The organism is Pseudomonas sp. F9001 (assembly GCF_013385435.1).
Classification (GTDB): domain Bacteria; phylum Pseudomonadota; class Gammaproteobacteria; order Pseudomonadales; family Pseudomonadaceae; genus Aquipseudomonas.
The window spans coordinates 186,773-199,563 of the sequence record NZ_JACAPX010000006.1; the positions used below are offsets into that span (position 1 = coordinate 186,773).

The following is a 12,791-nucleotide window of genomic DNA, read 5'->3' on the forward strand; positions in this document are numbered from 1 at the left end:
CGTGCCCGCTTTTGATTTGGCTGTTGCTTTTGCTCTTCAACACTCAAGACCCCATACAAGCCCTCACCCAAATAACGGATATACACCCTTAAACCAAAACCTGGCCCAACTCTTGCTCTACCTCCTGTTACCGCACCCTCGACCCCTGTGCGGCGGAGACTCTTGACTATGGCAATCACCCCGAATTCGCTCCTTCAGGCAGCCCTTGCGGCCAAGCCTCAAGCGCCCGCTGCCAATCCACCGGCAGTGGCTGCGAACCCGCGGGACAAGGCCCCGGGCTTCGCTCAGGTGTTCGCCAACCAGGCCCCTGCGCCTGCGGCAAAACCTGTCGACACCCCCATCAAATCCACCCGCGACAAGCCTGCGGACAACAGCCCCAAGCCCGCCGCCAACAACGACAAGCCTGCCGCCGGTACCCCATCGGTTGCCGATAACGGCAAGACTTTGCCTGCCAACCCGCCGGCCAAGGCGGACACCCCGGACACCACCGCCAAGTCAGACGACGATGCCCCGGCAGACGATCCGTCCCTGGCCCAGCAACCTCCGGTCGACCCCGCCGTAGACCCGGCGCTGATAGCCGCGGTAGTCCCTGTCCCCGTCCCCGCTACGCCGGCGCCCGTCGAGACCCCGACGCCGGCCACCGCGAAGGATGACAAAAACCAGCCAGTCGTGGCGCCACCGATTGCCGCGACCGACGACGCCAAGCCCGCCTTCGATCCCGAGGCCGATCCGCTGGATGCAATGCCCGCCGTGCGCCTGGCCATGGAGCAGGGCGGACACGTGTCCGCCAGCAGCCAGGCCCCGGCAAAAACCGCCCCGGCCCCGACCCAGGATCAGCCGACCGCCGCGCAAAACTTCGTCACAGGCCTGGCCAATATGGTCGACCAGCAAGCGTCCAAGGACAGCACCGACCAGGGCGGCGACAAAGCCTTTGCCGGTCTGATCGACGGCGGCCTCAAGGATTTGAAGGATGCCAGCAGCGACACCCGTGTCGATGACTTCGCCAACCGCCTCGCCGCGCTGACCCAGGCTGCCACGCCGAAAACTGCGAATGCCCTGCCGCCGGTGGCCAACGCGCCATTGGCCATGCACCAGAGTGGCTGGACCGATGAGGTGGTGAACCGGGTCATGTACCTGTCCAGCGCCAACCTCAAGTCGGCAGAGATCCAGTTGCAGCCCGCTGAACTGGGTCGCCTGGACATCAGCGTGAAGATGTCCGCCGACCAGCAGGCGCAAGTCACTTTCATGAGCGGCCATGCAGTGGTGCGTGAAGCCCTGGAAAGCCAGTCGGGCCGCCTGCGGGAGATGTTTGCCCAGCAGGGCATGGGCCAGGTCGACGTCAACGTGTCGGACCAGTCACGTGGCTGGCAGGGGCAGCAGGGCCAGGACCAGCAACAGCAGAACCAGGCTCGCGGCGTCAGCGGCAGTGGCGGGCGGGGTGATGGGGTTGATGGCGGCGGTATCGGTGAGGTGACTGAAGTGGCCGCGCCGGTGGTGCAGTCGGTGATTGGCTCCAGTGCCGTGGACTACTACGCCTGATCCGAGGCCTGGTGATGATCAAAATGTGGGAGCGGGCTTGCTCGCGAATACGGAGTGTCAGTCACCGTTACAGGTGCTGATCCACCGCTTTCGCGAGCAAGCCCGCTCCCACATTGGTTTTGCAGTGTCGGCGAAACCGTGACCGAACTGACAACTCTGGCATAACACTTGCTCTTGCCTTTCCCCAGAACTATGAATCCCAGAATAGTGACGGATTATTGGCATGGCGAAGAGCGACGACGCAGCAAAAGCACCCGCAGGCAAGGGCAAGCTCAAGCTTATCCTGCTGATTGTCCTGGCCTTGTTCCTGGCGATCGGCTTGTCCGTGGGGGCTACCTGGTACTTTATGCACAGTGCCCAGAGCAAACCGGCCGCCACGGCCGAGGTCAACCCCAACGTCAAGCAACCGGCAATCTTCGAGCCGATGCTGCCGGCGTTTGTCGCCAACTTCAATCAGAACGGCCGTCAACGCTACCTGCAGGTGAGCATTACCCTGCTGGCGCGTAACCAGGCAGACCTGGATGCCCTCAAGGTGCACATGCCAGTGATCCGCAACAACCTGGTGATGCTGTTTTCCGCCCAACCCTTCGACACCCTCGCCACCCCGGTGGGCCAGGAAATGCTGCGCCAGAAGGTCACTGCCAGCGTGCAGGAAGTGGCCCAGAAGGAAGTCGGCAAACCGGTGATCGAGCAGGTGCTCTTCACTAATTTCGTATTGCAGTAGGATCACGACATGGCCGTGCAGGACCTGCTGTCCCAGGATGAAATCGATGCGCTGCTCCATGGCGTCGACGATGGTCTGGTACAGACCGAAATGGCTGCCGAGCCCGGCAGCGTCAAAAGCTACGACCTGACCAGCCAGGATCGCATCGTCCGTGGACGCATGCCGACCCTGGAAATGATCAACGAGCGTTTTGCCCGTTACACCCGTATCAGCATGTTCAACATGCTGCGCCGCTCGGCGGACGTGGCAGTGGGCGGCGTGCAGGTGATGAAGTTCGGTGAGTACGTGCACTCGCTGTACGTGCCCACCAGCCTCAACCTGGTGAAGATCAAGCCGCTGCGCGGCACCGCGCTGTTCATCCTCGACGCCAAGCTGGTGTTCAAGCTGGTGGACAACTTCTTCGGCGGCGATGGCCGTCACGCCAAGATCGAAGGCCGTGAATTCACCCCGACCGAGTTGCGGGTGGTGCGCATGGTGCTGGAGCAGGCCTTCATCGACTTGAAGGAAGCCTGGCAGGCGATCATGGAAGTCAATTTCGAGTACATCAACTCGGAAGTGAACCCGGCCATGGCCAACATCGTCGGCCCCAGCGAAGCCATTGTGGTCTCCACCTTCCACATCGAACTCGATGGCGGCGGCGGCGACCTGCACGTGACCATGCCGTACTCGATGATCGAGCCGGTGCGCGAGATGCTCGATGCCGGTTTCCAGTCCGACCTCGACGACCAGGACGAACGCTGGGTGAAAGCCCTGCGCGAAGACCTGCTGGACGTCGACGTACCCCTGAGCGCCACCGTGGCCCGTCGCCAGCTGCGTTTGCGGGATATTTTGCACATGCAGCCGGGGGATGTGATTCCCGTCGACCTGCCGGAAGAACTGATCATGCGCGCCAACGGCGTGCCGTCGTTCAAGGTCAAGCTCGGTTCTCACAAAGGCAACCTGGCGTTGCAAGTGATCGAACCGATCAACCGTCGCTGATCCACCTTAATTTCTGCTCCGCCGAGGACATGTAATGGCTACCGAACACGAAAACACTTCCGCCGAAGACCAGGCCCTGGCTGACGAGTGGGCGGCTGCCCTGGAAGAAACCGGCGATGTCGGCCAGGACGATATCGATGCACTGCTGGCGGCCGATGCGGCCACTGCACCGGTTGGCAACCGCCTTCCCATGGAAGAGTTCGGCAGCGTGCCGAAGAACAATGACCCGGTGACCCTCGACGGTCCGAACCTGGACGTGATCCTCGACATCCCGGTGTCGATCTCCATGGAAGTCGGCAGCACCGAAATCAACATCCGCAACCTGCTGCAGCTCAACCAGGGGTCGGTGATCGAGCTGGACCGCCTGGCCGGCGAGCCGCTGGACGTGCTGGTCAACGGCACGCTGATCGCCCATGGCGAAGTGGTGGTGGTCAACGAGAAGTTCGGCATCCGCCTGACCGACGTGATCAGCCCGAGCGAACGCATCAAGAAGTTGCGTTGATATGAAGCGCTCATTGGTAGGACTGTTATCGACGCTGCCCTTGAGCGTAATGGCAGCAGAACCGGTTGCCCAGGCGGCTGCGCCGGCACTCGGCAGCGGTGTGGGCGGGCAACTCACCCAGTTGGTGCTGGGGTTGTTGCTGGTGGTGGGGCTGATCTTCGTGCTCGCCTGGGTGCTGCGCCGCGTGCAGCGCATCGGCCCGGGCAATGCCCAGGTCATCGAGCTGGTGGGTTCACGCGCCCTTGGCCCGCGGGACAGGCTGGTGCTGGTGCAGGTCGGCGACGAGCAGATCCTGCTGGGCATCACCCCCGGTCGCATCACCCCGTTGCACGTGCTCAAGTCGCCTGTGGAAGTGGCCCAGACCCAAGCGGCCACGCCGGAATTCGCCCAGCGCCTCATGGAGTTGCTGGGCAAGGATCAGAAGGATAAGAAGTAATGCGCGTTTTATTGACGCTCATGCTGTTGCTGGCAGCGCCGCTGGCGTACGCAGCAGACCCGTTGTCGATCCCGGCGATCACCCTGGGCACTAACGCGGCGGGCGCGCAGGAGTATTCGGTCAGCCTGCAGATCCTGCTGATCATGACCGCGCTGAGCTTCATCCCCGCGTTCGTGATGCTGATGACCAGCTTCACCCGCATCATCATCGTGTTCTCGATCCTGCGTCAGGCCCTCGGCCTGCAACAGACGCCGTCGAACCAGATCCTCACCGGCATGGCGCTGTTCCTGACGCTGTTCATCATGGCGCCGGTGTTCGACAAGGTGAACCAGCAAGCCCTGCAACCGTACCTGGCGGAGAAAATGACCGCCCAGGATGCGATCGACAAGGCCCAGGGCCCGATCAAGGATTTCATGCTGTCGCAGACCCGTTCCAGCGATCTTGAGTTGTTTGTGCGGTTGTCCAAGCGTACCGACATCGCCAGCCCCGACATGGCGCCGCTGACCATCCTGGTGCCGGCGTTCGTGACCTCGGAGTTGAAGACCGCGTTCCAGATCGGCTTCATGATCTTCATTCCGTTCCTGATCATCGACCTCGTCGTGGCGAGTGTGCTGATGGCCATGGGTATGATGATGCTGTCGCCGCTGATCATTTCGTTGCCGTTCAAGATCATGCTGTTTGTGTTGGTGGACGGGTGGGCGCTGATTATCGGCACCCTGGCCGGCAGTTTCGGTGGGGTGTAGGCCATGACGCCAGAAGTAGCAGTCGACCTGTTTCGCGAAGCCCTGTGGCTGACCACCATGATGGTCGCCGTGCTGGTGGTGCCGAGCCTGTTGGTGGGCCTGTTGGTGGCGATGTTCCAGGCCGCGACCCAGATCAACGAACAGACCCTGAGCTTTTTGCCGCGCCTGCTGGTGATGCTGATCACCCTGATCGTCGCCGGCCCGTGGCTGGTGCAAACCTTCATGGAATACATCCTGCAGCTGTACGGCAGTATTCCGCAGTTGATCGGCTGACCCCGTGAATTCGATGCTGGCCTTGACCGACACCCAGATCAGCACCTGGGTGGCCTCGTTCATCCTGCCGTTGTTCCGGGTCACGGCCGTGCTGATGACCATGCCGGTGTTCGGCACCACCCTGGTACCACGGCGCATCCGCCTGTATTTCGCAGTGGCGATCACCGTGGTCATCGTGCCGGGCTTGCCGCCGATGCCACCGGTGAATGCCCTGGACCTCAGTGCAATGATGCTGATCGCCGAGCAAATCATCATCGGCGCCTTGCTGGGCTTCTCCCTGACGCTGTTCTTCCAGGCCTTCGTGATCGCCGGGCAGATCATCTCGATCCAGATGGGCATGGGCTTCGCGTCCATGGTCGACCCTACCAACGGCGTGTCGGTGGCGGTGATCGGGCAATTCCTGACGATGCTGGTGACCTTGCTGTTCCTGGCCATGAACGGCCACCTGGTGGTGTTCGAGGTGATGACCGAAAGCTTCACCACCTTGCCGGTGGGCAGCGGGTTGGTGGTCAATCATTTCTGGGAGCTGGTGGGGCGCTTGAGCTGGGTGCTCGGTGCATCCCTGCTGCTGGTATTGCCGGCGATCACTGCGCTGCTGGTGGTCAACATCGCCTTTGGCGTGATGACCCGGGCGGCGCCGCAGTTGAACATCTTCTCCATCGGTTTCCCGTTGACCCTGGTGCTGGGCATGGGGATTTTCTGGGTCGGCATGGCTGACATTCTCAATCAGTATCAACCGCTGGCGACCGACGCCTTGCAGTTTTTACGTGACTTGGCGCGGGCGCGGTAAGCCATGGCCGAGAGCGAGAGTGGCCAGGACAAGACAGAAGACCCCACGGAGAAACGTAAAAAGGACTCCCGGGAAAAGGGCGAGATTGCCCGCTCCAAAGAGCTCAACACCCTGGCGATCATGCTCGCCGGTTCCGGCGGCCTGCTGATCTACGGCGGTGGCCTGGCCCTGGACCTGATGGAGTTGATGCGCCTGAATTTCTCCCTGCCCCGCGACGTGCTGCTGAGCCCGGGCGCCATGGGCTTGTACCTGCTGCACTCGGGCAAGATCGCGATCCTCGCGGTGCAGCCGATCCTCATCACCTTGTTGCTGGCGGCCCTGATCGGCCCGATTTCCCTCGGCGGCTGGCTGTTTGCCGCCGGCAGCCTGGCGCCCAAATTCAGCCGGATGAACCCGGCGGCCGGGCTCAAACGGATGTTTTCCACCAAGGCCCTGGTGGAACTGCTCAAGGCCTTGGCCAAGTTCATCCTGATCCTGTTTGTGGCGTTGACGGTGTTGTCGTCCGACATCGACGACCTGCTGCGCATCGCCCATGAGCCGATCGAGCTGGCGATCATCCACAGTGTGCAAGTGGTGGGCTGGAGTTCGCTGTGGATGGCCTGCGGGCTGATCATCATTGCTGCGGTGGATGCGCCGATCCAGCTGTGGGAAAGCCACAAGAAACTGCTGATGACCAAGCAGGAAGTGCGCGACGAGCACAAGGACCAGGAAGGCCGGCCCGAGGTCAAGCAGCGGATTCGCCAGCTGCAGCGCGAGATGTCCCAGCGCAAGATGATGGCCTCGGTGCCCGATGCCGATGTGGTCATCACCAACCCGACCCACTACGCCGTGGCGCTCAAGTACGACCCGGAGAAGGGTGGGGCGCCGATGTTGCTGGCCAAGGGCAGTGATTTCACGGCGTTGAAAATCCGCGAGATTGCGGTCGCCAATGACATCCTGCTGCTGGAATCGCCGGAGTTGGCGCGGTCGATCTTCTACTCCACCGACCTGGATCAGGAAATTCCGGCCGGGTTGTATCTGGCGGTGGCTCAGGTGTTGGCGTACGTGTATCAGATCCGCCAGTACCGGGCGGGCAAGGGCAAGCGGCCGGATCCGCTGAAGGACCTGCCGATTCCGCCGGATCTGCGTCGGGATTCCTGATTTTGTAGCGCCGTTCCCGGCCTCTTCGCGAGCAAGCCCGCTCCCACATTTGACCGTGTATATCCTGTAGAAACGCGGTCAAATGTGGGAGCGGGCTTGCTCGCGAAGGCGTCCGCCCAAACAACAAAAATCCCCCTGAGCGTTCCCGCAATTGCATCTGGCACCGTTTAAGTCGCGGGCGAGGGCGCTACCTCAATCAGCGTGGCGAGGGAGCTTGCTCCCGCTGGGGTGCGAAGCGCCCCCAATAAAGCTAGCGCGGTGAATCAGGCAAAGCGCGCAAGCCGTTCCGGGGCTGCTGCGCAGCCCAACGGGAGCAAGCTCCCTCGCCACAGGTGATGTGTGTACGGCGGTAGCCCTTCGCTGTCCGTGAGACCGATCTGCTTCCTCAAGCAAAAGTTGGAAGGCTTCTTGCAATACCGCCTCCAGGACGCTTCCCGGCGTCAAAAGTTTGCTTCAAGGAAACGAGGAATACCGGTGGATCGCTCTCAAATGCTCAGCACGGCCCGTGGCACCCTGACTGACCTCTCGCGAGGCAATCTGGGTGTGCCGTTGTTGTTGCTGGTGATGCTGGCAATGATGATGTTGCCGATGCCGCCGTTCCTGCTGGATGTGTTCTTCACCTTCAACATTGCGCTGTCGGTCGTCGTGTTGCTGGTGTGCGTATACGCCCTGCGGCCGCTGGATTTCGCGGTATTCCCGACCATCCTGCTGATCGCCACCCTGCTGCGGCTGGCGCTTAACGTGGCTTCCACCCGGGTGGTGATGCTCCACGGCCAGGACGGCCACGCCGCCGCGGGCAAGGTGATCCAGGCCTTCGGCGAGGTGGTGATCGGCGGTAACTACGTGGTCGGTATCGTGGTTTTTGCGATCTTGATGATCATCAACTTTGTGGTCGTGACCAAGGGCGCCGGGCGGATTTCCGAGGTGAGCGCGCGTTTTACCCTCGACGCGATGCCCGGCAAGCAGATGGCGATCGACGCCGACCTCAACGCCGGCCTGATCGACCAGAACCAGGCCAAGGCCCGTCGCCTTGAAGTCGCCCAGGAAGCCGAGTTCTACGGTTCCATGGACGGTGCCAGCAAATTCGTGCGCGGCGACGCCATCGCCGGCCTGTTGATTCTGTTTATCAACCTGATCGGCGGCATGGCGGTCGGCATCTTCCAGCACGGCATGACCTTCGGCGACGCCGGCAAGGTTTACGCCCTGCTGACCATCGGTGACGGTTTAGTGGCGCAATTGCCATCACTGTTGTTATCTACAGCTGCGGCGATCATGGTGACCCGTGCTTCGGGCTCCGAAGACATGGGCAAGCAGATCAGCCGGCAGATGTTTGCCTCGCCCAAGGCGCTGGCGGTGGCGGCAGGCATCATGGCGATCATGGGCATCGTGCCGGGCATGCCCCATGTCTCGTTCCTGAGCATGGCCGCCATGGCCGCCGGCGGTGCCTACCTGTTCTGGAAAAAACAAAACAACATCAAGGTGATTGCCCAGCAGGAAGTGGCGCGCCAGCAGGAGCTGCTGCCATCGCCGGCCCGCGCCCTGGAAACCAAGGAACTGGGCTGGGACGACGTGACCCCGATCGACATGATCGGCCTGGAAGTCGGCTACCGCCTGATTCCCCTGGTGGATCGCAACCAGGGCGGGCAATTGCTGGCGCGGATCAAGGGTGTGCGCAAGAAGTTGTCCCAGGACCTGGGCTTCCTGATGCCCACCGTGCACATTCGCGACAACCTCGACCTGGCCCCGAGCGCCTACCGCCTGACCCTGATGGGGGTGATTCTGGCCGAGGCCGAGATCTACCCGGACCGCGAACTGGCGATCAACCCGGGCCAGGTGTTTGGCAGCCTCAACGGGATTACCGCCAAAGATCCGGCTTTTGGCCTGGAAGCGGTATGGATCGAAATCAGCCAGCGCAGCCAGGCGCAGTCGCTGGGCTACACCGTGGTCGACGCCAGCACTGTGGTCGCCACCCACCTCAACCAGATTCTGTACAAGCACTCCCACGAGCTGATTGGCCACGAAGAAGTCCAGCAACTCTTGCAATTGCTGGCCAAGGCCTCGCCAAAACTCGCCGAAGAGCTGGTACCGGGTGTGCTGTCCACCTCGCAACTGCTCAAGGTGCTGCAAGCGCTGTTGGCCGAGCAGGTGCCGGTGCGGGACATTCGCAGCATTGCCGAAGCTATCGCCAACAATGCCGCCAAGAGTCAAGATACTGCCGCCCTGGTGGCCGCAGTGCGCGTCGGATTGTCGCGTGCAATCGTCCAAAGCATTGTAGGGCTTGACTCCGAGCTGCCTGTCATCACCTTGGAACCAAGGTTGGAACAAATATTGCTCAATAGTATTCAGAAGGCTGGGCAGGGCGCTGATGAGGGCGTGTTGCTGGAGCCAAGCATGGCAGAGAAGCTGCAACGTTCGTTGATCGAGGCCGCGCAGCGCCAGGAAATGGAAGGCCATCCGGTGATCCTGCTGGTGGCTGGCCCCGTCCGGGCGATGTTGTCGCGGTTTGGACGCCTGGCTATACCGAATTTGCACGTATTGGCTTACCAGGAAATTCCTGACAATAAGCAAGTGACTATCGTCGCGACAGTAGGGCCCAACGGCTGAGGTAGTGGGATATGCAAGTGAAGCGTTTTTTCGCCGCCGATATGCGTCAGGCCATGAAACTGGTACGTGATGAGTTGGGCGCCGACGCTGCGATTATCGGTAACCGTCGTATTGCCGGCGGTGTGGAGCTGACGGCTGCCCTGGATTACAAACCCTCGGCCCTGGCGCCGCGCGTGCCGAACATGGAACTGGAAGACGAGCTGCGCAAGACCGCTTCGCGCATTGTCTCGGCCCAGGCTGAACTGAGCATGCGTGGCGACAGCGACGCCTCCACCAATCGCCAGCTGTTTGCCGGGCTGCCGTTGACCGCGTCCGAGCCGCTGGTAGAGCCGACTTTTGTTGAACCACCGCGTCCTGCTGCGCCAGCCCCGGCGCCGGCGGTAGACCAGCGGGTGTTCGACTCGATGCGCTTCGAACTCAACGGCCTGCGTGAACTGCTGGAAGTGCAGCTGGGTTCGCTGGCCTGGAACCAGTTGCAGGGCAGCCAGCCACAACAGGCCAACCTGTGGCGTCGCCTGCAACGCATTGGCCTGTCCGGCCCGTTGTCCCGCGACCTGCTGCAACTGACCACGCAAATTGAAGAGCCTCGCCAGGCCTGGCGCATGCTCCTGGCCCACCTGGCGCGGATGATCGTCACCCCGGAAATCGAACCCCTGGAAGAAGGCGGTGTGATTGCCATGGTCGGCCCGGCCGGCATGGGCAAGACCACCACCCTGGCCAAGCTGGCCGCACGTTACGTGCTCAAGTACGGCGCCCAGAACATCGCGCTGGTGAGCATGGACAGCTACCGCATCGGCGCCCAGGAACAACTCAAGACCCTGGGCCGCATCCTCAATGTGCCGGTGACCCACGTCGACCCGGGCCAGTCCCTGGCCAACGCCCTCGACCCGTTGCTGCGCAAGCGCGTGGTGCTGATCGACACCGCCGGCCTGCAAGCCAGCGACCCGGCCCTGCGCATGCAGCTGGAAAGCCTGGCCGGGCGCGGGATCAAATCCAGAAACTATTTGGTGCTTGCCACTACCAGCCAGAAGCAGGTATTGACCGCCGCCTACCACAGCTACAAGCGCTGCGGGCTGGCGGGTTGCATCCTGACTAAACTGGATGAGACGGCAAGCCTGGGCGAAGTATTGAGCCTGGCAATCAGTCATGAATTACCGGTCGCCTACCTGACCGACGGGCCGCGGATCCCGGATGATCTGCATCTGCCGCGCCGTCATCAGTTGGTCAGCCGGGCTGTCAGCGTGCAAATGCAGGAAGAACCCAGTGAGGAAGCGATGGCTGACATGTTTGCTGACCTCTACCACAGCCCGAACAAGCGAGTTGGCTGAGGCATCATGGCTTTCTATTTAAAAATGACAGTGAAAAGTATCTACATCGATGGCCTGCCAGCAGTTCGCGCGGCCAACTTATGTAGCCTGCGTCTAAGCAAGACAAGGTAAAGAAATAAAATGGGCAGCATGCATCCCGTACAGGTGATCGCGGTGACCGGCGGCAAAGGTGGCGTCGGGAAAACTAACGTGTCAGTGAATTTGTCCCTGGCCCTGGCAGAGCTTGGCCGTCGCGTCATGCTGCTGGATGCTGACCTGGGGCTGGCGAACGTCGACGTTCTGCTGGGACTGACGCCCAAACATACCCTGGCCGATGTCATCGAAGGCCGCTGTGAGCTGCGCGACGTACTGTTGCAAGGCCCCGGCGGGATTCGCATCGTGCCGGCCGCTTCCGGCACCCAGAGCATGGTGCACCTGAGTCCGGCGCAACATGCCGGCCTGATTCAGGCGTTCAGCGACATTGGCGACAACCTCGACGTACTGGTGATCGACACCGCCGCCGGGATCGGCGAGTCGGTGGTCAGTTTCGTGCGCGCAGCCCAGGAAGTGTTGCTGGTGGTGTGCGACGAGCCCACCTCGATCACCGACGCCTACGCCCTGATCAAACTGCTCAACCGCGACTACGGCATGAACCGCTTCCGCGTGCTGGCCAACATGGCCCAAAGCCCGCAGGAAGGGCGGAATCTGTTCGCCAAGTTGACCAAGGTCACGGATCGCTTCCTCGATGTCGCCTTACAATACGTTGGCGCAGTTCCTTACGACGAGTGTGTGCGCAAGGCCGTGCAAAAGCAGCGTGCGGTCTATGAAGCGTTCCCTCGTTCGAAGTGCGCATTGGCGTTCAAGGCTATTGCCCAGAAGGTCGATACCTGGCCGTTGCCCGCCAATCCCCGGGGGCATCTGGAGTTTTTCGTCGAGCGATTGGTGCATCAGACGAGCGCAGGACCGGTGCTATGACAGCCAGCGGCTACAACCTTTACAAGAAGTCGGCACGTGACAGTCAAGTCGAATTGATCGAGCGCTATGCGCCCCTGGTCAAGCGCATTGCCTATCACCTGCTGGCGCGCTTGCCTGCCAGCGTGCAGGTCGAGGACTTGATCCAGGCCGGGATGATCGGCCTGCTTGAAGTGTCGACCAAGTACGACGCGAGCAAGGGCGCGAGTTTCGAGACATACGCGGGTATCCGTATCCGTGGGGCCATGCTCGATGAAGTGCGTAAAGGTGATTGGGCGCCGCGATCAGTGCACCGCAATACGCGGATGGTGAGTGACGCAATTCGCTCAATTGAAGCAAAAACCGGTCGCGACGCTAAAGATCATGAAGTTGCGGCCGAACTCCAATTGAGTCTCGACGATTACTACGGGATTTTGAACGATACCTTGGGCAGCCGGCTGTTCAGTTTCGACGACCTTTTACAGGACGGCGAACATGAAGGGCTGCACGAGGACGGCGCGAGTGCCCATCTCGAACCGTCACGGGACCTGGAAGATGAACGCTTCCAGAGCGCGCTGGCGGACGCGATAGCCAATTTGCCGGAGCGTGAGCGACTGGTGTTGGCGCTGTACTACGACGAAGAGCTGAACCTCAAGGAAATCGGTGAGGTCCTGGGAGTCAGCGAATCGCGGGTCAGCCAGTTACACAGCCAGTGCGCGGCCCGCTTGCGGGGGCGTTTGGGAGAGTGGCGAGCGCGCTGACAGGCAGTGTGGGGACACTGCGAACGATACCGTCCAGGCCCTG

General features: G+C 61.7%; 13 protein-coding genes. All 13 read left to right on the top strand.

Annotation, left to right across the window (positions count from 1 at the left end):
* The first annotated feature begins 168 nt into the window (after window positions 1-168).
* The 13 genes from HX818_RS05120 to fliA all read left to right on the top strand — a co-directional run bounded on the left by HX818_RS05120 (window position 169) and on the right by fliA (window position 12,748).
* Window positions 169-1,539 (top strand): flagellar hook-length control protein FliK, encoded by a 1,371-nt coding sequence (locus HX818_RS05120; protein WP_177019590.1) that lies wholly within the window; start codon window positions 169-171, stop codon window positions 1,537-1,539.
* Window positions 1,540-1,762: 223 nt separating this feature from the next.
* A complete protein-coding gene (gene fliL / locus HX818_RS05125; protein WP_177019591.1) occupies window positions 1,763-2,263 on the top strand; it encodes a flagellar basal body-associated protein FliL in 501 nt (166 codons plus the stop codon).
* Window positions 2,264-2,272: 9 nt separating this feature from the next.
* Window positions 2,273-3,241 (top strand): flagellar motor switch protein FliM, encoded by a 969-nt coding sequence (gene fliM / locus HX818_RS05130; protein ID WP_003214559.1) that lies wholly within the window; start codon window positions 2,273-2,275, stop codon window positions 3,239-3,241.
* A gap of 34 nt (window positions 3,242-3,275) precedes the next feature.
* Window positions 3,276-3,743, top strand: coding sequence for a flagellar motor switch protein FliN (gene fliN / locus HX818_RS05135; RefSeq protein ID WP_003214557.1), 468 nt, complete (start codon window positions 3,276-3,278; stop codon window positions 3,741-3,743).
* A 1-nt stretch (window position 3,744) separates the two neighbouring features.
* On the top strand, window positions 3,745-4,179 hold the full coding sequence (gene fliO / locus HX818_RS05140; RefSeq protein WP_023659254.1) for a flagellar biosynthetic protein FliO: 435 nt from the start codon (window positions 3,745-3,747) through the stop codon (window positions 4,177-4,179).
* A complete protein-coding gene (gene fliP / locus HX818_RS05145) occupies window positions 4,179-4,922 on the top strand; it encodes a flagellar type III secretion system pore protein FliP (RefSeq protein WP_003214554.1) in 744 nt (247 codons plus the stop codon). The genes fliO and fliP overlap by 1 nt, the downstream gene beginning before the upstream one ends.
* Window positions 4,923-4,925: 3 nt before the next feature.
* Window positions 4,926-5,195, top strand: a complete 270-nt coding sequence (gene fliQ / locus HX818_RS05150) for a flagellar biosynthesis protein FliQ (RefSeq protein ID WP_003214552.1) — start codon at window positions 4,926-4,928, stop codon at window positions 5,193-5,195.
* Window positions 5,196-5,208: 13 nt separating this feature from the next.
* The gene (gene fliR / locus HX818_RS05155) at window positions 5,209-5,985 is read left to right on the top strand and encodes a flagellar biosynthetic protein FliR (RefSeq protein ID WP_003214551.1); all 777 of its coding nucleotides are present in this window, start codon (window positions 5,209-5,211) and stop codon (window positions 5,983-5,985) included.
* A 3-nt stretch (window positions 5,986-5,988) separates the two neighbouring features.
* Complete coding sequence (flhB, locus tag HX818_RS05160; protein ID WP_008430191.1) at window positions 5,989-7,125, top strand: flagellar biosynthesis protein FlhB; 1,137 nt, start codon at window positions 5,989-5,991, stop codon at window positions 7,123-7,125.
* A gap of 489 nt (window positions 7,126-7,614) precedes the next feature.
* Complete coding sequence (gene flhA / locus HX818_RS05165) at window positions 7,615-9,729, top strand: flagellar biosynthesis protein FlhA (RefSeq protein WP_023659255.1); 2,115 nt, start codon at window positions 7,615-7,617, stop codon at window positions 9,727-9,729.
* 11 nt (window positions 9,730-9,740) lie between these two features.
* The gene (flhF, locus tag HX818_RS05170) at window positions 9,741-11,057 is read left to right on the top strand and encodes a flagellar biosynthesis protein FlhF (protein WP_003214543.1); all 1,317 of its coding nucleotides are present in this window, start codon (window positions 9,741-9,743) and stop codon (window positions 11,055-11,057) included.
* Between the two features lie 120 nt (window positions 11,058-11,177).
* A complete protein-coding gene (fleN, locus tag HX818_RS05175) occupies window positions 11,178-12,011 on the top strand; it encodes a flagellar synthesis regulator FleN (RefSeq protein ID WP_003192912.1) in 834 nt (277 codons plus the stop codon).
* Complete coding sequence (gene fliA / locus HX818_RS05180) at window positions 12,008-12,748, top strand: RNA polymerase sigma factor FliA (RefSeq protein WP_008434817.1); 741 nt, start codon at window positions 12,008-12,010, stop codon at window positions 12,746-12,748. The genes fleN and fliA overlap by 4 nt, the downstream gene beginning before the upstream one ends.
* Window positions 12,749-12,791: the final 43 nt, after the last annotated feature.

Coding starts and splice junctions, on each gene's coding strand:
- fliL (WP_177019591.1), top strand. CDS start 1,763: ATGGCGAAGAGCGACGACGCAGCAAAAGCACCCGCAGGCAAGGGCAAG.
- flhA (WP_023659255.1), top strand. CDS start 7,615: ATGCTCAGCACGGCCCGTGGCACCCTGACTGACCTCTCGCGAGGCAAT.
- fliQ (WP_003214552.1), top strand. CDS start 4,926: ATGACGCCAGAAGTAGCAGTCGACCTGTTTCGCGAAGCCCTGTGGCTG.
- fliM (WP_003214559.1), top strand. CDS start 2,273: ATGGCCGTGCAGGACCTGCTGTCCCAGGATGAAATCGATGCGCTGCTC.
- fliP (WP_003214554.1), top strand. CDS start 4,179: ATGCGCGTTTTATTGACGCTCATGCTGTTGCTGGCAGCGCCGCTGGCG.
- fliN (WP_003214557.1), top strand. CDS start 3,276: ATGGCTACCGAACACGAAAACACTTCCGCCGAAGACCAGGCCCTGGCT.
- fliR (WP_003214551.1), top strand. CDS start 5,209: ATGCTGGCCTTGACCGACACCCAGATCAGCACCTGGGTGGCCTCGTTC.
- flhF (WP_003214543.1), top strand. CDS start 9,741: ATGCAAGTGAAGCGTTTTTTCGCCGCCGATATGCGTCAGGCCATGAAA.
- fleN (WP_003192912.1), top strand. CDS start 11,178: ATGGGCAGCATGCATCCCGTACAGGTGATCGCGGTGACCGGCGGCAAA.
- fliA (WP_008434817.1), top strand. CDS start 12,008: ATGACAGCCAGCGGCTACAACCTTTACAAGAAGTCGGCACGTGACAGT.
- flhB (WP_008430191.1), top strand. CDS start 5,989: ATGGCCGAGAGCGAGAGTGGCCAGGACAAGACAGAAGACCCCACGGAG.
- HX818_RS05120 (WP_177019590.1), top strand. CDS start 169: ATGGCAATCACCCCGAATTCGCTCCTTCAGGCAGCCCTTGCGGCCAAG.
- fliO (WP_023659254.1), top strand. CDS start 3,745: ATGAAGCGCTCATTGGTAGGACTGTTATCGACGCTGCCCTTGAGCGTA.